Raw genomic sequence first — 16,344 nt, forward strand, 5'->3', positions numbered from 1 at the left:
TTGTTATGAGTGATTCTTCATTTTTCGATCGCGCCAAACTCGCCATTCGCTATTACTTTCGTCGCGAACTGTTGCCCCTGCTTTCTGATTTGCGGTTGGCGATCGTGCTGCTGCTGGCGATCGCCGCTTTCAGCATTCTCGGAACAGTTATCGAGCAGGGACAATCGCTTTCTTTCTATCAGGAAAACTACCCGGAAGATCCGGCTCTGTTTGGCTTTTTGTCTTGGAAAGTATTGCTGACGATCGGACTCGATCACGTCTATCGAACCTGGTGGTTTTTGTCGCTGCTGATCTTCTTTGGAGCCAGCTTAACCGCCTGCACGTTCACGCGCCAAATTCCCGCGCTGCGCTGGTTTTCGCGGACGTGGAATTTCTACAAATCGCCGCGCCAGTTTCAAAAGCTTGCCCTGAGTGCCGAAGTGAATCATGCGATCGCAGATCTTGAACCAATCTTGCAGCAAAAAGGCTACCGGATTTTTCGCCAGGATGATGCGATCTACGCGCACAAAGGCTTGATCGGTCGGATTGGTCCCATTGTCGTTCATGCCAGTATGCTGCTGATTTTGGTCGGCGCGATCGTCGGCGCAATGACCGGATTTTTCGCCCAAGAAATTGTGCCGAGCGGCCAAATTTTTCAGGTTCATAATATTTTTGATGCGGGTCCTTGGTCGGCGTCGCAGATTCCCACTGATTGGGGCGTGAAGGTGAATCGCTTTTGGATCGACTACACGCCCGAAGGCGCGATCGACCAGTTCTACTCGGATTTGTCCGTCCTCGACTCGGAAGGCCAAGAAGTCAAGCGCAAAACGATCCACGTCAACGAACCGCTTCGCTATCGGGGCGTGACGATGTATCAGGCAGACTGGGGAATCGCCGCCGTTCGCTTTCATCTCAACGCCAGTCCAACGCTTGAACTGCCGATGCAGCAGCTTAACGTTCCGGGCGGACGACTTTGGGGAACTTGGTTGCCGACGAAGCCGGATGCAAGTGAAGGCGTTTCGATCGTCGCCAAAGATCTACAGGGAACGCTGCTGATTTACGACCAAACCGGACGCTTGATCTCGACCGTCCGCCAAGGCATGTCAACCACTGTGAACGGCGTCAATTTGGCGATCGTCGAAGTGGTGGGCAGTACCGGACTGCAAATTAAAGCCGATCCGGGCATTCCGATCGTCTATGCCGGATTCGGGCTGCTGATGGCGGGCGTGATGATGAGCTACATTTCGCATTCGCAAATTTGGGCGCTTCAGCAAGACGGCAAACTCTACATCGGCGGCAAAACCAATCGCGCTCAGGTGACGTTTGAGCGCGAACTGCTGGCATTGCTCGATCGCCTTGATGCGGCTCCGGCTGAATCGACGGTGGGCGATCGCGTCACCGCCTGATCCTCCCCAACCCTCCTTGGAAAGGAGGGAGCCGAACCACCCCTCAAAGTCCCCCTTCTCAAGGGGGATTTGGGGGATCGATCGCACACCATTCACTCCTTTCCTTCTAGAGCTTTGAAAACACACTCTAACGGGCAAACTCCAGCACTTGATTCAATTTGCCGCTGCGGAAGCCTTCCAGATCCAGCGTCACAAACCGAAAGCCGTAGGTTTGAAAGGCGGAAACCAGCGTTTCGAGGTCAGTAGTTAGGACAAAGGTTTTGATTTCTGCGGGCGGCAGCTCGATTCGTGCCGTGTCGCCTTCCGATCGCACCCGCAAATTCTTCAGTCCCATCTGCCTGAGATAGCGCTCTGCCCGTCCAACCCGCTGAAGCTTGGCGATCGTAATTTCCTCGCCATACGGAAAGCGCGAACTGAGGCAGGGCTGCGCGGGCTTGTCCCACCAGGGTAAACCGAGATGCTTGGCGAGTTCGCGTACTTCCAGCTTGGTGATACCGACCTCGGCCAGAGGCGATCGCGCTCCCCGCTCTTTTGCCGCCTGAATGCCCGGACGATAATCGGACAAATCATCGGCGTTGACTCCATCGACGACGTAGGGATAGCCGCGATCGATCGCGATCGGCTTCAAGGTATCGTGCAGTTCGCTTTTGCAGAAATAACAGCGGTTGATCGGATTGGCGCTGTAGTTGGGATTGTCAATTTCGTGCGTTTCAACCACTTCGTGGGCAATGCCAATTTCTGCCGCTTGAATGCGGGCATCTTCGAGATCTTCCGGCAGCAGTGAAGCGGAATTCGCCGTCACCGCCAAGGCGCGATCGCCCAGCACGTCATATGCAATTTTGGCGACCAAAGTACTGTCAATGCCGCCCGAATAGGCAATCAGAGCGCGATCCATTTCAGCAAACAGCGATCGCAACTGTTCCAGCGTTCCTAACAGCGTCATTGCTTCAACTCCAATCGAAAATTCTGGATTCGCTTGCGGCAAACCCAGTCCTTACCGATCTAGCGTAGCAACTACGCGAGCTGGAGATGACGAACGATCGCTTGGAGACCGAGGAGATAGCTATTCACGCCGAAGCCGCTGATCTGACCGATCGCGACCGGAGCGATAAACGAATGATGGCGAAACGACTCACGCTGATAGACGTTGCTGAGATGGACTTCGACAGTCGGGATTTTTACACCTGCGATCGCATCACGAATGGCGACGCTCGTGTGCGTGTACGCGCCCGGATTGATCACGATGCCGTCCTGCTGATCGATCGCGCCATGAATCGCATCAATGATTGCGCCCTCATGGTTCGATTGCAGCGTCGCCAGTTTCACCTGAAGGCGATCGGCTTCTCGCTCAAGCAGCGCATTGACATCGCTGAGCGTGGCATTACCATACACGCCCGGTTCACGCTGACCTAGCAGGTTAAGGTTGGGGCCGTGTAGAACGAGAATGCGAAGCAACGATCGTTATCTGCGACGTTGGCGATCGTTCACCGGAATGGGAATCGGTTCGGGTTCCGGTTGCGATTCGGGGCCGAGCAGCGCGTCGATGATGCGCTGTGCCCATTCTTTTAGCTTTTCCAGTACCTTTTCGATGTAATCCATCAATCAGCTAGCTCCTTTTTTATAGACTAGACCAGCAGCGTGACCAAGATCTCAATCAGATTTCAACGGTGCTGAAGCGCCTAGCCTAAAAACGTCAACAACTGTCGTTTATCTGATCATAACCAATCATCGAAAATGATCAAGGCAACTTCATCTTCCGCGAGTTCTAGACGGTGAATTCCGAAGGTAGAAGCTGGCGACGCAGCAGATCGAGGGCGGTGCAAACGCTGAGGCGGCGGATAAGGGCGCGATCGTGATGTGAACTGAACTGGCAGCGCACACTGGTTACAGCATTCCCACCTGCCAGCCCAATGTAAACTAGTCCGACGGGTTTCGCTGCCGTTCCGCCATCTGGTCCCGCGATTCCGGTAATGCCAACGCCCCAGGTTGTACCGAGTCGATCGCGCACTCCTGCTGCCATCTGCTGCGCCACGATGTCGCTGACGGCTCCATGCTGCGTCAGTGCCTCAGTAGTCACACCGAGAAGCGACTGCTTGACCTCGTTGCTATAGGAAATTACGCCGCCTGCAAAGTAGCTGGAACTGCCTGCGATCGCCGTCAGCGCTTCGCCCAAACCGCCGCCTGTGCAGGATTCCGCCACGCTCACGGTTTCCTGTCGCTGTTTGAGTAGCGCGGCTACGACGCTGGCTAGGGTATCGTCATCTGAGCCAAAGTAGTCGGCTCCAGCGATTTGGATCAGTTGGGCGGCGATCGGGTCAATTACCTTTTTAGCCTCCTCAACCGTTGCCGCTTTTGCCGTGACGCGCAACCGCACTTCACCTTGAGCCGCATAGGGCGCGACGGTCGGATTGGCAAGATTAAGAAATTCTGTAACTTTGTCAGCAAGGCCAGATTCAGAGATTCCCCAAAACCTCAGGGTGCGGCTGAGAATCACTGTTTGTCCCCAGCCTTGCTGCTTGAGGAATGGAACTGCGTCCTGCCACATTCGCCGCATTTCGCTGGGAACACCTGGAAAGGTCAATAGTGTGAGGTTCGATCGCGGTTCCCAGATTAAGCCGGGAGCCGTGCCGCTAGGATTGGGCAGGATGGTTGCGCCTTCGGGCAAAAGGGCTTGTTTGCGATTGCTGGCCGTGAGTTCGCGGCCACGTTGAGCGTATTTGCGATCGAGATCTTCAATTACTTCCGATCGCTCAATCAGCCGTGTCTGAAAGAAAGTGGCGATCGCCTCGGTCGTCAAATCGTCGGGCGTTGGACCTAGGCCACCTGTAAAAATCAGGAGTGTGGATCGATCGCAGGCAGTGGCGATTGCCTGATGGATGCGATCGAGATTGTCACCAACGACCGTTTGAAAAAAGTGAGGAATACCCAATTCGGCAAGCTGCTGGGCGAGAAATTGCGCGTTGCTGTTGAGAATTTCGCCCAAGAGCAATTCGGTTCCGACGCAGATGATTTCGGCGCTAGGAGCGGGCATGACGCATGACTTTCCAACTGGTGTAGCTCAAAAGCGCGGTGGCGGCGATCGCATACACCAGCCCGCTGGGAATTCCTGAAAAGGCGAGAGCCAGCGTTCCCACCCAGAGCGTTAGCGAGTAGATGAACAGAACCGTGAGGCGATGCGAGAGTCCCGCTTGCAGAAGGCGATGGTGGAGGTGTCGCTTATCCGCGACAAAGGGAGATTTGCCGTTGCGGAGGCGATCGAGAATGACGGCAGACATATCGAGAATTGGAACCGCCAAAATCAAGTACGGCAGCAAAACGGCGACGGTCGTGACGCTTTTAACCAGTCCGACTACGCCAACTCCCGCCAGCGTAAAGCCCATGAAGTACGCGCCGCCGTCGCCCATGAAAATTTGAGCCGGATTGAAGTTATAGCGCAAAAATCCTAATGCTCCTCCGGCAAGCGCGGCGGCGATCAAAGCGGCGGCGGGCTGATCCATAAATAGGCAGACGATCAGCATGACGACAGCGGCAATTCCCGATACGCCTGCGGCGAGTCCATCGAGTCCGTCGATCCAGTTGATCGCGTTTGCCATGCCGACCAGCCAAATGATCGTGACAGGCAAGCTGACCCAAACAGGCAGTTGCATCAGGCCATGAAACGGCACGGTGAGAAAGTTGATTTGCACACCGACCCACCACGCTCCTGCTGCCACTGCGGATTGCAGCAGGAGGCGGGCGATCGCAGGCAGACTAACCAAATCATCAGCCAAGCCAATCAGAAAAAACGCGAGACCACCGATCGTCACGCCCCAAATTTGATATTCCTTTTCCGGTGGCAAAACGCCGAAGCCACCGAGATTCCAAACTACCAGCAGGGCAGTCAGCGTTCCTAGAAAAATCGAGACGCCGCCCAATCGCACCATCGGACGCTGGTGCATTTTGCGAGCATTGGGCAGATCAACTCGTCCGCTTTTAAGGCCAATTTCTTTAATCGTGGGGGTGCTGACGAGAACGACGATCGCCGCAACGGAAAACGCAGCCAGGTGATAGAGCTGGTAAGGCATCAGAACTCAAGTGGCAAGGTGGATTAGTTTCAGCCAAAGTCTACCTGAATGATTGCACTAACGCTAGAGCTTCACGAAATTTAATTCTTATCTTTAGAGTCAGAATTGCTCGATCGCTGCCAGCCCAGGCTGCTCTCATTTGATATAGTGCTTGCTTCGATCCGAAATCACACTGATCCGGAGAACGATCTGACTCATTCTGCAACAAAAAATCCGATCGACCCGTGAGAATCGATCGGATTTTTTCAGAAACTAAATTGCACTACACCAGTGCAGGCGTTCCGACGCTCAAATGGGGATAGAGCGGGAAGCGATCGCACAAGTTGGCAACGCGCTGGCGGCACTGCTGCGCGATCGACTCATCGTCGGGATTGAGCAGGCGATCGGCAATAATGTTGCCAATTTCGCGAAACTCGGTTGTGCCCATGCCACGAGTCGTCATTGCAGGCGAACCCAAGCGCAGACCGCTGGTGACAAACGGCGATTCAGGATCGAAGGGAACCGTGTTTTTATTGGCGGTGATGTTGACTGCACTGACAAGCTGATCGGCTTGCTTTCCGGTCATCGGGATCGATCGCAAATCCACCAGCATCACGTGGTTATCGGTTCCGCCCGACACGATTTTGAGATCGCGCTCTTGAAGCTGAGCGGCGAGGGCTTGGGCGTTCTTCACGACTTGCCCGGAATAAGTTTTGAATTCCGGCTGAAGCGCTTCACCGAAAGCAACGGCTTTGGCAGCGATCACGTGTTCCAAGGGGCCACCTTGCGTACCGGGAAAGACGGCTTTGTCGAGCTTTTTGCCCAGTTCTGCATCGCGAGTCAAGATCAGCCCACCTCTGGGACCGCGCAGGGTTTTGTGCGTCGTGGTCGTGACGACATCGCAGTAGGGAATCGGGCTGGGGTGATGTCCGGTTGCCACAAGTCCGGCAATGTGAGCGATGTCGGCCATCAGAATAGCTCCGCACTCGTCCGCGATCGCCCGAAACTGGTCAAACCGAATCACCCGCGAATAAGCCGAGTAGCCGCAGATCATCAGCTTGGGGCGCACCTGGAGGGCGAGATCGCGAATTTGGTCGTAGTCAAGCTGCTCGGTTTCCTGGCTGACTCCGTAGTGGCTAACCTCAAACCATTTGCCTGACAGATTCACAGGCGAACCGTGCGTCAGGTGGCCGCCATGCGACAAATCCATGCCCATAATTTTGTCGCCCGGTTGCAGCAGAGCTAGGAAGACAGCGGCGTTCGCCTGTGCGCCCGAATGCGGCTGCACGTTGGCATGGGCTGCACCGAAGAGTTCTTTGGCACGATCGATCGCAATTTGCTCGACGCGATCGACAAATTCACAGCCGCCATAGTAGCGCTTTTGCGGCAAGCCCTCTGCGTATTTGTTCGTTAGCACGGAACCTTGAGCGGCCAGCACCGCAGGCGACGTAAAGTTTTCGCTAGCGATCAGTTCGAGGTGATCGCGCTGCCTTTGAAGCTCTTGATCGATCAAGGCTGCGATCGCCGGATCACGTTTCGCCAAAATTTCTGAATTGGTTTCGCTCACAAGTCATCCTCAAGAAAATCACGATTTCGACGGGCACTCAATAACGCTACAAAACAGCCTCGCCGCACAAACAGCCTTCCAGATTATCGATCATAGCGCTGATCCACTCCAGGATAATTTGGCAATCGCAGCTAGCGGCGGCTGAGACTCGATCGCTCCTGCAACCAAAAATTGGCGATCCGGTTTCGTTTGGATAGAATCTTGTGGCGAGAATTTTCTGAGGCAGCGGCAATCGTGCGATCGCCCTGCGTCACAAATCACGCTGATTAATTCCCATACTTCATTCTTGGAGGACAACAATGGACGGTGGAAATACATTTCGACAAGCCAAATTTCTGGGCACGGCTGTACTTGGAAACGGCAATTCACCCTCAGTTCAGATAGGAGACACGATCGAAGGCAGAGAGCGAGCAGAGTGGTATCGGTTTCGGATTCGGGGCAGTTCATCCTTACCAACGACACCACTTCTTATATTTGCAGGAGGCGAGTTTGTGCCGCGAATGGAAGTGTTTCAAGCCGCCGGAAATCGACCCGGAAAACGAATTGCTCGCTTGGATACCGTGAATAGCTCGGTGCGGCGATCGCTTCCCCAAGGAACTTTCTTTATCAAAATTTCGGGAACGCCTGCCCCTGCAAATTCCGGTCAATTTGCAACTTTTGCCGCTTCGATTAGCTTGTTTGGCTAGGGCGTTGGTCAGTTGAATCCTGTACGGCGATCGCGCCACACTCCACAACAAGCTCAAGATTGCAATGTAGCTACTTCAAAGATGAGGAGAGCAAGGTAGGCAACCGCAAAACTACCCCGCTCTCTTTCTTTGTTTTTAAGGAAACAACAGCAGAAAAGCGATCGCGCCAAAGCTAGATTCCATGAAGTAGAACTACCTAGCCAAAAAGTGATCGCAGACAGATTTAATAATGAATTCGATAGACGGTTGGCAGAATTCATTAAGAGTGCTGTCGAGGTTACAGCAAGGTAGAGGGAGAGCCGTTAAACTGAGAGTACAAAAGGCTTCAGAGCATTCTAGCAGCGTGAAGTGAATCGATCGCGGGAGGTGCTTTATGCTGGTGATTTTGATGGAAAATCAAATATTACAGCCTAAACAAGTTTGTCAAAGCTGTTTGATGGCAGATCCGAGCGGACAGCCGCGCTGGACAGAAGGCCAATTGCGCTGTGGTCGTGCACTTGTCAAGCTGGGCGATCGCCTGCCCGATCAGTTTGAGTGTCAGATGGGCTTTCGGATCGCCAACATCGAGTGAGAGTCGCCCGCTTGAGCAATTACGCTATCCTAGAAACTTGGTGGCGATCGCTGCCTGGACTAGCTCAAAGCAGGAGATTTGGAAATGACTTGGCGCGGTTCTTCGACTCCGCTCGATCGAGTTTACGCTTCGCTGCCCTATTTGCTGCCGCTGCTCGATGGCATTCCATTTGGGCAAGTGCTGTTCGCTCAGTTTCCCGTTTTGAATGCGCTCTTGCTGCCGATCACACCGCTGCTGGCGATCTATCACGGCTTTCCCTTTGCCAGCTTGATTATCTTTTTCGCCGTATTTCTGCTGGTTGTTCGCAACGACAACATTCCTTACTTCATTCGCTTTAATGCGATGCAGGCAATTTTGCTCAGCATTATTCTGGCGCTGTGTGGCATTGTGCTGAATTTGGCGCTGGCTCCGATTTTGGGAGGTGGCCTACTGATGCAAACGCTGTACAACGTGATTTTTCTGGGAACGATCGCTGCTGTCGTTTACTCAATCGCTCAGACGGCGATGGGTCGCTTTGCCGAAATTCCGACGCTTTCGGATGCGGTTTACATGCAGTTGCCTAGATAGGCACGGGGGTTTGGCGCGGCACAACCAAGTTTTCTAGTGAGCCGATTCCTTCAATCTCGATGCGGACGCGATCGCCCGTCTGCATTGCCCCCACGCCTTCCGGTGTCCCCGTCAGCACTACATCTCCAGGCAGCAGCGTGATCGCCTGGCTGATGTAAGAAACCAGGACATCTGGCGGAAAATTCATCTCGCTGATTAGCGCAGACTGAACGAGATTGTTGTTCAAAAAGGTTTGCAGCTTTGCGCCCGGATTGAGTTCGCGCACAATCCAAGGTCCCAGGGGGCAAAAGGTGTCGAAGCCTTTGGCGCGTGTCCACTGCCCATCGGACTTTTGCAGATCGCGGGCGGTGACATCGTTGGCGATCGTATAGCCCCAAATTTTGCTTTGTGCCTGTTCGGGCGTACAGTCCACACAGCGATCGCCAATGACTAACGCCAATTCGCCTTCATAGTCAACTCGCTGCGACTGTGGCGGATAGTGAATTTGAGCATTCGGGGCAATCACAGCCGTCGAAGGCTTCATGAACAGCAGCGGTTCTTTGGGCACTTCGCCGCCCATTTCGATCGCGTGTTTCAAATAGTTTTTGCCAATCGCAATAATTTTGGACGGGGCACAGGGTGCAAGCAGGTGATAGTCGTCGGGCGCGATCGTTTGCTCGGTGGGTTGTCCGGCCAGCCAAGGTGGAGCATCGAGAATCTGCACTTGGCGATCGAGCAGCAGCAAGCCATAGAAAAGCTGACCTGACGTAGTTTGAATGCGGACGTAGCGCTGTGCCATAAGCCGATTGTCCTGAACCTGGTATATGATTGTAGTTCCTTGTCTTTTCCGTGCGATCGACCTTTCGGCTTCAAGTTAGAGCGAGTCCGTGAGGCGATCGTGCCATGAAAGACCATTTTGTCCACAAGGAGATTTTTGTCATGGCTTTTGTTTACGAAACGATGTACATCCTGCGTACCGATTTGGGCGAAGAACAAACCGATGCGGCGATCGCCAAGTATCAAAACATCTTGGCTGAACAAGGTGCGTCAGATATTGAAACGCAGCATCGCGGCAAGCGTCGCCTCGCTTACGAAATTAAGCGGCAGCGCGAAGGTGTTTACATTCAGATGAACTACAAAGCGCCGGGAACTGCCGTAGCCGTTCTGGAGCGGGCAATGCGTCTGAGCGAAGAGGTGCTTCGCTATTTGACCGTTAAGCAGGAAGTAGAAGCGACAGAAGCAGTTGAAGCATAGCGCGATCGCAAAACCGATTGCTTCGATCGCAAGATCCGATATCGAAAATCTACTGACGTAGCGTTAGGCTGGAGGTAATTGCACTTCCAGCTTTTGTCATTTTTCTGAAGGGAACGAGCTTTATGAAACTCTCTAGGAAGAATCTCGATCAGCGGCTTGATCATCTGTATGACGTGATCATTGTTGGAGGCGGCATGGGCGGCTTGTCGGCAGCGATCTATCTTCAGCGCTATCGCTTGTCGTGTTTGGTGATTGAAAAAGGAAAGGGGCGATCGTTTTGGATGCAAGATGTCCGCAACTTCCTCGGCCAAACGCCGGAAACTCCCGGTCGTGACGTTCTCAATCAGGGGCAAGAGCATTTCCTCTCGCTGGGAGGCGATCATCTGCGCGGCTTTGTAGAGAGTGTTGAGGAAGCCGAAGATGACACCTTTGCTGTGAATGTGAAAGTCGGTAAGCAAGATGCTACAGGCGTGACGTTTCGATCGAAATATCTAATCGCCGCCAGCGGCATCATCGACAATTTGCCGCAGCTTGAGGACATGCAGAACGTCTTTGACTACGCAGGCTATAACCTGCATGTCTGCATGATCTGTGACGGCTACGAAATGGCCGATCTCAAGTGCGGCCTGTTTGTCAACACGGAAAACGCGATTAATACGGCCTTCGTTCTCAACTGGTTCACGCCATACATCACCGTGTTCACGCATGGACTTTGCGAAGTCGGTGACGAGATGCGGCAAAAGCTGAAAGAATATGGCTTCCCCTTAGTTGAAACGCCAATCCAGCGCTTTTTGGGTGAAAAGCACACGATGACGGGCGTGGAACTCATTGACGGCAAGCAGATTGAACTGGAAACCGGACTGGTTTCGATGGGGTCGCAGTACCACAACGGCTATCTCAAGAACCTCGATTTGACCTGGAAAGGCGAGAATCTTGTCACCGATTCGATGTGTCGAACTTCGCATCCGCGCATTTTTGCAGTCGGAGATTTAAAAGAAGGGATAAATCAGGTGTCAATTGCCGTTGCAGATGGTACATTAGCTGCTACCGCTATTTGGCGCGAAATTCGTCGGGCTTCTCCGCCGCGCCGCTGGCAAGAAAACATCGTTGAGCCGATCGGAGCCTTATCGTGAATCAGCCTGTCCCCAATCTGCCAGAACTACAAACCGAAGTGACGCGCCTGCATGACGAACTGGAAATGCGCGACCAGCTTGTGCAGCAGCTTTCGCAAGAACTGTTTCGCCTCGTCAAGGGCAATACAGGCTTTATGCCCAGCCCGGAAGTGTCGGAACGCCACATGAGCGAAATGCGATCGCTGCGTGAACAGCTTCAGGGCGTCGAGCAGCAGGTGATGTTCTATCAAGAGCAAATCGCCGCCCGCGACGGTGAAATTTATCAGCTTCGCCAATCGGTGCAGGAGTTGACCGATCGATCCAGAATGCTCGAACAGGTCGTGCAGGAACTTCCGCAGATCTATAAGAAGAAATTCACCGAACGACTCGCCCCGGTGAAAGAAAAAATGGCGCTGATCCAGCGAGAAAATCGTCAGCTTCAGGCCGAACTGCAAAGCGTCAGCTATCGACTGGCGGTTCGCACCCGTCGCACCACACATATCGACCTGCCCAGCTTTCCCCGCATGGGATCGCCTGCCATTCCCACCTTTGGCGACATCTAAGTGAAATCGGTTCTTGTCCTCACCCGCGCCGAAGCTTGGCAGCAAACGGCGATCGAAGCTTTGCGTCAAGCAGTTGAAGCGGACGGCGGCTCGATCGCGACTGCCGTTCCTGCCGATCTGATCTGTCCGCTCACCTTTAATCTGCCGGATGTTGAGTTTCCCGGTCAAGCGGTCTTTCAAGCCTGTTGTGACTTCGATGGAATGCGCGATCGCGTCCGCAAATTCGACTATGGCATCGGCTCCGGGTCGCACTGGCTCCCGATCGTCCACACCGCCAAAGGCACTTTATACGGCGAAGTCATTACAACTGTTGCAGACGCCTACCAGCAGCCTTTGCATCTGAGCGATCGCCTCCGCCAGCCGCTCTACGCTCTGGGGCAAATCCTGATGCGTGAACTGGCTGCGCCTCCATCCGTTTATCTGCTTCAGTTTGGCCTTGCTGATCACGCAGTCGTGTTCGATCGACTGTGGCCGTTTCCCGCTGCACCCGCGATCGCCAGCATTGGCGTTCAGCTTCCGAACTTGTATGAATGTCATTGGAAGTGTTTATCGCATCAGGCGATCGTAGATTTGGCGATCGCAGGCTCAGCAGACTACAAAACGGTTTCCTAATTTGGTGCAAACACAAGAACAAAATTCGCTTCCGGTTCAATTCGCCGTAAGACGCTGAGATATCCGTCGGCGTTGCTGCGGTGGTGGAAGCGGGCGATCGTAATTCGCTGCATATTTGGCAACTGCCGAACGATGCACCAAGGATAGAGTTTGGAATTGCGTTGGAAGCTTGATATCATAGGGCAATCCTTCCCGCGTTTGCGGGGTTGAGGAACAGCGATCGATCTCTCGTTTTCCAGGCAAGGCGATCGATCGCTCTTGTTTGTTTAGATCCACCGCTGATGCAATTGCATCAATTCAGTGTAAATTTATCATCGATGCAATTGCATCAAAAGTCAACACCTGAAAATGGGGCTGGTTAGGCTGCGGATTAAAGAACTTTCGGAAGAACGAGGCTGGACATACAAGCAAGTTGCCGATCGCTCTGGTGTTGCTTACAGCACAATTAGAAGTTACGTTCGTCGCGACAAGATGGCAATGATTGACTATGCGGCAGTTCAGAAAATTGCTCGTGCTTTTGATGTGGCGATCGAGGATTTAGTGGAAGTCTTGGAAGAGTAGATTGCCTTGTGACAGCCCCCTAAATCCCCCATTCTGGGGGACTTTGAGGATTTTTAGCTGCGGAGGTAGCTTGCGCCGTTGATATCTACGATCGCGCCTGTCAGAAATTCCGCCTGTTCTGAGGCCAAAAACAAAACCGTATGGGCGATCTCTTCTGGACGGGCAACTCGATTGAAGCCGCTTTGAGCACGGATTGCCTCGCCTTGAGGACTTTCGAGCGTCGATCGCGACATTTCCGTTTCTACCCATCCCGGTGCGATCGCACTAACGCTAATTCCATACGGCGCAAGGTGTTGAGCGATTGACTGGCTAAACGCATTCAACCCCGCCTTACTTGCTGCATAAGCAGGCGCAGTCGGCTCACCCCGAAACGCCCCGCGAGACGTGATGTTGATAATTCGGCCTTGGCGACGCGGAATCATGTGCTGCGCCACAGCGTAAGCCGTATGCACGCTGCCGAGTAGATTCACGGCGATCGTCTTCTGCCAAACGGCCTGCCACTCATCAAACTTCGTCGCGTCAAGCGGATGCGTCTGATAAATTCCAGCGTTGTTGACGAGAATATCGATTTGCCCAAAAGCCGCGATCGCCTCGTTCACCATTCGATCGATCGCCGCAACATCCGCCAAATCTGCCTGCACGGTGATGTGCCCGCTTCCGGTTAACTGCGATTGCACCTGCTCGATCGCGTCCTGCTGCGAGTGGAAGTGCAGGGCAACCCGCGCTCCTGCTGCGGCAAACTGAACCGCAACCGCTCGACCGATGCCGCGATCGCTGCCCGTCACCAGCACCGTTTTATTTGCAAAGCTCAACATTTTGACTTGTCCAAAGCGATTTTTTCTTAACAGTAATTTATTTGAATCGCGCGATCGCACATTTGCTGGCGACAGATTCTTACTATCCAAAGTTTTTTGCAACTGATCGCTTGAACACACAGCTTCTTCGGTGAAGATAATTAGCCAAAACAATGCTGAATCGAATTTACTTCATCAGCAGCAAGGCAAAATCCTTCTAAATTCCTATTAGGAATAATTCTCATTCTGCTGAATGATATTTGCAGTGGACAGGATGCCTTTAACCCGGATTTTTGCTACACTTCAGGCGCAGCGATCGCAGCAAGCCGCAGAACTTGAACCACAACAGATCATTTCTGCAATTCGATCGCCGCCCGATCAAGGCATAGGATAATTACAGTTAATAATTCGGTCAAAAGAATGATGAGCGCGACAGGGAAGCGTCCTAAAACCTCGATTGTTTCTCAAAAATCAGTGGAACAGGCAGGCGCTTTCTTAGCAGAACTGCCAGAGAAACCGAAAGAGAAGCTATCGCTGCGGGAAGCCATTACACAAATACAAGACCAAATAAAAGCCGCCTTAGCAAAAGGCTATAGTTACGAGGATATTGCGAAAATTTTGGGCGATCGCGGCATTGATATTAGCGCTTCCACGTTGAAAAACTATGTGCCCGCTGGCAAACGGCAAGCCACTAAAGAACGCACGGCAAGAAAGCGCAACGCTAAAGTGCCAGAAGAAGTTGACGAGTAGTGTTATTCAATCATGGAAGGGACGGCAGCGATCGCGTCCCCGCAAACTCAATCTAAAGGTTAAGCGCTCAGCTAGGCAGGTGAATATCCAGCCTGCACGATCGCCTGCTTCACCGTTGTTTCATCGGCAATGGTGTCAATCTGCACCTGTTTGGTTTTGGTGTCGGCAGAAACTTTAGCAGCAGGGTCGATCGCGTTGACCGCTTGGCTAATGGTGGTGGCACAAGCAGAGCAGGCCATATCGGGAACCGTAAATTGAAGCGTCATGGTAGAAATTGGGAATTATTAACAGTTGATTGCTCAAAGCTATTTGCTTTCATTTTGAAGCCTCCAGTCGAGTAGAAGGTCAAGCCGAAGATTCGGTTTTCCGCCAACGTTTGAGCGATCGGCATGAGTGAGAATAGGAAGTGCAATGTTCTTGGTGTGATACCTTGAGTGCGCCTTCTCGTTCGTCTGATTCTGCGATCGTTCCCGCTCGTTCCCAAGAGGGACATTTCGATCGTGCCCGTACCAGTTTGCGCCAAACGCTCAATCGCTATCGGCAAGCGCTGCGCGTTCCCGCCCGGCAACCGCAAGGCGTGGAACTGCAAGCCAGCCTGAAAGCCGATCTCGATCAGATCTCCAGTGCGCTTGACAAGCTCAACAGCGGCATTTTTCGCATTGCCGTGTTTGGGCTTGTCAGTCGCGGCAAATCTGCCGTCCTCAATGCGCTGCTGGGGCAAAAGATTTTGCAAACCGGACCGCTGCATGGCGTGACGCAGTATCCGCGATCGATCTACTGGCCGCCCGACACTTCTGGCCTCAACGTCAACGTTGAACTGATTGACACGCCCGGACTTGATGAAGTCGGCGGACAACTGCGCGAAGCAATGGCGCGAGAAGTGATTGAACAGGCCGATCTGATTTTGTTTGTAATTGCGGGAGACATCACGCGGACGGAATATCGCGCCCTAGCCGAACTGCAAGACGCGCACAAGCCGCTGCTTTTGGTGTTCAACAAAACCGATTTGTATCCCGATCAAGACCGACAGACGATCTACCTCAAGCTGAAGCAGCAGTTTTCTGGTGAACGGCTACGGATTGCGCCCGAAGATATTGTGTTTGTCGCTGCCGAGCCTGCGCCGATCGAAGTGCGCGTTGAATATCCGGACGGACGCATCGTTCACGAATGGGAAGCGCCACCCACACAAATCGATCCGCTGAGGAGCAAACTGATCGAAATTGTCGGACGCGAAGGTAAATCGCTGCTTGCCCTCACCGCTTTGCGACAAGCCCGCCGCAGCGAAAATTCGATCGCCCAAACGAGCCTCAGACTGCACAAAGCCGAAGCGGATGACTTGATCTGGCAGTTCGCCAAATGGAAATCGATCGCCGTCGGCCTCAACCCGATCGCCGTCCTTGACTTGATAGGCGGAGCCGTTACCGATTTGGTGATGATTCGATCGCTTGCCCGACTCTATGGTCTACCCATGACCCGCTACGAAGCCAGCAAACTTTGGAACACCATCCTGCTTAGTTCTGGCGGCCTGCTGCTTGGCGAGATTGGCAGCGGCCTTTTGCTCGGTGCTGGCAAAAGCGCCTCAGCCGTCGCCACCGCCTTCGACGGCGCATCGGGCATTGCCGCCTATGGTGGAGCCGCGATCGCTCAGGCTACCTTGGCTGGATACGGAACCTACCGAGTCGGCAAAGCCGCCCAAGTCTACCTGGAACAAGGCTGCTCTTGGGGACAAGAAGGAGCCAGCACCGTCATTCAAGAAATTCTGTCACAGGTTGAACCAGATTCGATCGTGCAGCGCTTGCGCCGCGAATTAACCGGAGAGTGATCGAGCGTTTACCGCCAGACTCGCTCACCGTCTCAAACACGCCCTAACCCGTTCAAATGGAGAGTTAAGCTGGAAATT

21 protein-coding genes are annotated in these 16,344 nt (G+C 53.3%); 11 read left to right on the forward strand and 10 right to left on the reverse strand.

The window, feature by feature from the left end; genetic code table 11:
* Positions 1 to 5 precede the first annotated feature (5 nt).
* Positions 6 to 1,385 (forward strand): cytochrome c biogenesis protein, encoded by a 1,380-nt coding sequence (locus tag H6F67_RS13280; RefSeq protein WP_190767081.1) that lies wholly within the window; start codon positions 6 to 8, stop codon positions 1,383 to 1,385.
* A gap of 127 nt (positions 1,386 to 1,512) precedes the next feature.
* Here H6F67_RS13280 and larE read toward each other — a convergent pair whose 3' ends face one another.
* The 6 genes from larE to glyA form a co-directional block, all read right to left on the reverse strand.
* A complete protein-coding gene (gene larE, locus H6F67_RS13285; protein ID WP_190767082.1) occupies positions 1,513 to 2,328 on the reverse strand; it encodes an ATP-dependent sacrificial sulfur transferase LarE in 816 nt (271 codons plus the stop codon).
* Between the two features lie 71 nt (positions 2,329 to 2,399).
* Positions 2,400 to 2,840, reverse strand: a complete 441-nt coding sequence (gene aroQ, locus H6F67_RS13290) for a type II 3-dehydroquinate dehydratase (protein ID WP_190767083.1) — start codon at positions 2,838 to 2,840, stop codon at positions 2,400 to 2,402.
* A gap of 6 nt (positions 2,841 to 2,846) precedes the next feature.
* Positions 2,847 to 2,984 (reverse strand): hypothetical protein, encoded by a 138-nt coding sequence (locus tag H6F67_RS13295; protein ID WP_190767084.1) that lies wholly within the window; start codon positions 2,982 to 2,984, stop codon positions 2,847 to 2,849.
* 166 nt (positions 2,985 to 3,150) lie between these two features.
* Entirely contained in the window at positions 3,151 to 4,416 is a 1,266-nt protein-coding gene (locus H6F67_RS13300) for a competence/damage-inducible protein A (protein WP_190767085.1), read from the reverse strand.
* Positions 4,403 to 5,449, reverse strand: a complete 1,047-nt coding sequence (locus tag H6F67_RS13305) for a glycosyltransferase family 4 protein (RefSeq protein ID WP_190767086.1) — start codon at positions 5,447 to 5,449, stop codon at positions 4,403 to 4,405. The genes H6F67_RS13300 and H6F67_RS13305 overlap by 14 nt, the downstream gene beginning before the upstream one ends.
* Before the next feature lie 262 nt (positions 5,450 to 5,711).
* A complete protein-coding gene (gene glyA / locus H6F67_RS13310; RefSeq protein ID WP_190767087.1) occupies positions 5,712 to 6,995 on the reverse strand; it encodes a serine hydroxymethyltransferase in 1,284 nt (427 codons plus the stop codon).
* 299 nt (positions 6,996 to 7,294) lie between these two features.
* Here glyA and H6F67_RS13315 point away from each other — a divergent pair, with 299 nt between their 5' ends.
* From H6F67_RS13315 to H6F67_RS13325, 3 genes are all read left to right on the forward strand, one after another.
* On the forward strand, positions 7,295 to 7,681 hold the full coding sequence (locus H6F67_RS13315; RefSeq protein ID WP_190767088.1) for a hypothetical protein: 387 nt from the start codon (positions 7,295 to 7,297) through the stop codon (positions 7,679 to 7,681).
* Positions 7,682 to 8,054: 373 nt separating this feature from the next.
* Complete coding sequence (locus H6F67_RS13320) at positions 8,055 to 8,252, forward strand: hypothetical protein (RefSeq protein WP_190767089.1); 198 nt, start codon at positions 8,055 to 8,057, stop codon at positions 8,250 to 8,252.
* A gap of 84 nt (positions 8,253 to 8,336) precedes the next feature.
* A complete protein-coding gene (locus H6F67_RS13325; protein ID WP_190767090.1) occupies positions 8,337 to 8,819 on the forward strand; it encodes a Tic20 family protein in 483 nt (160 codons plus the stop codon).
* Here H6F67_RS13325 and H6F67_RS13330 read toward each other — a convergent pair.
* Positions 8,812 to 9,597: a fumarylacetoacetate hydrolase family protein gene (locus H6F67_RS13330; protein ID WP_190767091.1), complete on the reverse strand. Its 786-nt coding sequence runs from the start codon at positions 9,595 to 9,597 to the stop codon at positions 8,812 to 8,814. The two genes, H6F67_RS13325 and H6F67_RS13330, sit on opposite strands and share 8 nt — an antisense overlap.
* A 140-nt stretch (positions 9,598 to 9,737) precedes the next feature.
* Here H6F67_RS13330 and rpsF point away from each other — a divergent pair, with 140 nt between their 5' ends.
* From rpsF to H6F67_RS13350, 4 genes are all read left to right on the forward strand, one after another.
* A complete protein-coding gene (gene rpsF / locus H6F67_RS13335) occupies positions 9,738 to 10,052 on the forward strand; it encodes a 30S ribosomal protein S6 (RefSeq protein WP_190767092.1) in 315 nt (104 codons plus the stop codon).
* 122 nt (positions 10,053 to 10,174) lie between these two features.
* The gene (locus H6F67_RS13340) at positions 10,175 to 11,185 is read left to right on the forward strand and encodes an NAD(P)/FAD-dependent oxidoreductase (protein ID WP_190767093.1); all 1,011 of its coding nucleotides are present in this window, start codon (positions 10,175 to 10,177) and stop codon (positions 11,183 to 11,185) included.
* A complete protein-coding gene (locus H6F67_RS13345) occupies positions 11,179 to 11,727 on the forward strand; it encodes an Npun_F5560 family protein (RefSeq protein ID WP_190767226.1) in 549 nt (182 codons plus the stop codon). The genes H6F67_RS13340 and H6F67_RS13345 overlap by 7 nt, the downstream gene beginning before the upstream one ends.
* The gene (locus H6F67_RS13350) at positions 11,728 to 12,339 is read left to right on the forward strand and encodes a hypothetical protein (RefSeq protein ID WP_190767094.1); all 612 of its coding nucleotides are present in this window, start codon (positions 11,728 to 11,730) and stop codon (positions 12,337 to 12,339) included.
* Here the strand turns inward: H6F67_RS13350 and H6F67_RS13355 are convergent.
* Positions 12,336 to 12,518, reverse strand: a complete 183-nt coding sequence (locus H6F67_RS13355; RefSeq protein WP_190767095.1) for a hypothetical protein — start codon at positions 12,516 to 12,518, stop codon at positions 12,336 to 12,338. The genes H6F67_RS13350 and H6F67_RS13355 overlap by 4 nt on opposite strands.
* Before the next feature lie 169 nt (positions 12,519 to 12,687).
* On the opposite strand from H6F67_RS13355, the gene H6F67_RS13360 reads away from it, so the two are divergent.
* Positions 12,688 to 12,900 carry a helix-turn-helix transcriptional regulator gene (locus tag H6F67_RS13360; protein ID WP_190767096.1) on the forward strand — a complete coding sequence of 71 codons (213 nt, stop codon included), beginning with the start codon at positions 12,688 to 12,690 and terminating at the stop codon, positions 12,898 to 12,900.
* A gap of 53 nt (positions 12,901 to 12,953) precedes the next feature.
* On the opposite strand, the gene H6F67_RS13365 is transcribed toward H6F67_RS13360, so the two are convergent.
* Entirely contained in the window at positions 12,954 to 13,715 is a 762-nt protein-coding gene (locus H6F67_RS13365) for an SDR family NAD(P)-dependent oxidoreductase (RefSeq protein WP_190767097.1), read from the reverse strand.
* Between the two features lie 399 nt (positions 13,716 to 14,114).
* Between H6F67_RS13365 and H6F67_RS13370 the strand changes: the two genes are divergently transcribed.
* Entirely contained in the window at positions 14,115 to 14,444 is a 330-nt protein-coding gene (locus H6F67_RS13370; RefSeq protein WP_190767098.1) for a hypothetical protein, read from the forward strand.
* Positions 14,445 to 14,515: 71 nt separating this feature from the next.
* Here the strand turns inward: H6F67_RS13370 and H6F67_RS13375 are convergent, their stop codons facing one another.
* Positions 14,516 to 14,710, reverse strand: coding sequence for a heavy-metal-associated domain-containing protein (locus H6F67_RS13375; RefSeq protein ID WP_190767099.1), 195 nt, complete (start codon positions 14,708 to 14,710; stop codon positions 14,516 to 14,518).
* A 164-nt stretch (positions 14,711 to 14,874) separates the two neighbouring features.
* Between H6F67_RS13375 and H6F67_RS13380 the strand changes: the two genes are divergently transcribed.
* The gene (locus H6F67_RS13380) at positions 14,875 to 16,266 is read left to right on the forward strand and encodes a GTP-binding protein (RefSeq protein ID WP_199304397.1); all 1,392 of its coding nucleotides are present in this window, start codon (positions 14,875 to 14,877) and stop codon (positions 16,264 to 16,266) included.
* Positions 16,267 to 16,344: the final 78 nt, after the last annotated feature.

The organism is Microcoleus sp. FACHB-1515 (assembly GCF_014696105.1).
In the GTDB taxonomy this organism is placed as follows: domain Bacteria; phylum Cyanobacteriota; class Cyanobacteriia; order Elainellales; family Elainellaceae; genus JAAUTJ01.

Bases quoted from the DNA above. Each gene is read 5' to 3' on its own strand.
- H6F67_RS13360 (WP_190767096.1), top strand. From the start codon at position 12,688: ATGGGGCTGGTTAGGCTGCGGATTAAAGAACTTTCGGAAGAACGAGGC.
- H6F67_RS13375 (WP_190767099.1), bottom strand. From the start codon at position 14,710: ATGACGCTTCAATTTACGGTTCCCGATATGGCCTGCTCTGCTTGTGCC.
- H6F67_RS13330 (WP_190767091.1), bottom strand. From the start codon at position 9,597: ATGGCACAGCGCTACGTCCGCATTCAAACTACGTCAGGTCAGCTTTTC.
- rpsF (WP_190767092.1), top strand. From the start codon at position 9,738: ATGGCTTTTGTTTACGAAACGATGTACATCCTGCGTACCGATTTGGGC.
- H6F67_RS13280 (WP_190767081.1), top strand. From the start codon at position 6: ATGAGTGATTCTTCATTTTTCGATCGCGCCAAACTCGCCATTCGCTAT.
- H6F67_RS13370 (WP_190767098.1), top strand. From the start codon at position 14,115: ATGATGAGCGCGACAGGGAAGCGTCCTAAAACCTCGATTGTTTCTCAA.
- H6F67_RS13305 (WP_190767086.1), bottom strand. From the start codon at position 5,449: ATGCCTTACCAGCTCTATCACCTGGCTGCGTTTTCCGTTGCGGCGATC.
- H6F67_RS13295 (WP_190767084.1), bottom strand. From the start codon at position 2,984: ATGGATTACATCGAAAAGGTACTGGAAAAGCTAAAAGAATGGGCACAG.
- H6F67_RS13365 (WP_190767097.1), bottom strand. From the start codon at position 13,715: ATGTTGAGCTTTGCAAATAAAACGGTGCTGGTGACGGGCAGCGATCGC.
- H6F67_RS13315 (WP_190767088.1), top strand. From the start codon at position 7,295: ATGGACGGTGGAAATACATTTCGACAAGCCAAATTTCTGGGCACGGCT.
- H6F67_RS13340 (WP_190767093.1), top strand. From the start codon at position 10,175: ATGAAACTCTCTAGGAAGAATCTCGATCAGCGGCTTGATCATCTGTAT.
- H6F67_RS13300 (WP_190767085.1), bottom strand. From the start codon at position 4,416: ATGCCCGCTCCTAGCGCCGAAATCATCTGCGTCGGAACCGAATTGCTC.
- larE (WP_190767082.1), bottom strand. From the start codon at position 2,328: ATGACGCTGTTAGGAACGCTGGAACAGTTGCGATCGCTGTTTGCTGAA.
- H6F67_RS13355 (WP_190767095.1), bottom strand. From the start codon at position 12,518: ATGATATCAAGCTTCCAACGCAATTCCAAACTCTATCCTTGGTGCATC.
- H6F67_RS13320 (WP_190767089.1), top strand. From the start codon at position 8,055: ATGCTGGTGATTTTGATGGAAAATCAAATATTACAGCCTAAACAAGTT.
- H6F67_RS13325 (WP_190767090.1), top strand. From the start codon at position 8,337: ATGACTTGGCGCGGTTCTTCGACTCCGCTCGATCGAGTTTACGCTTCG.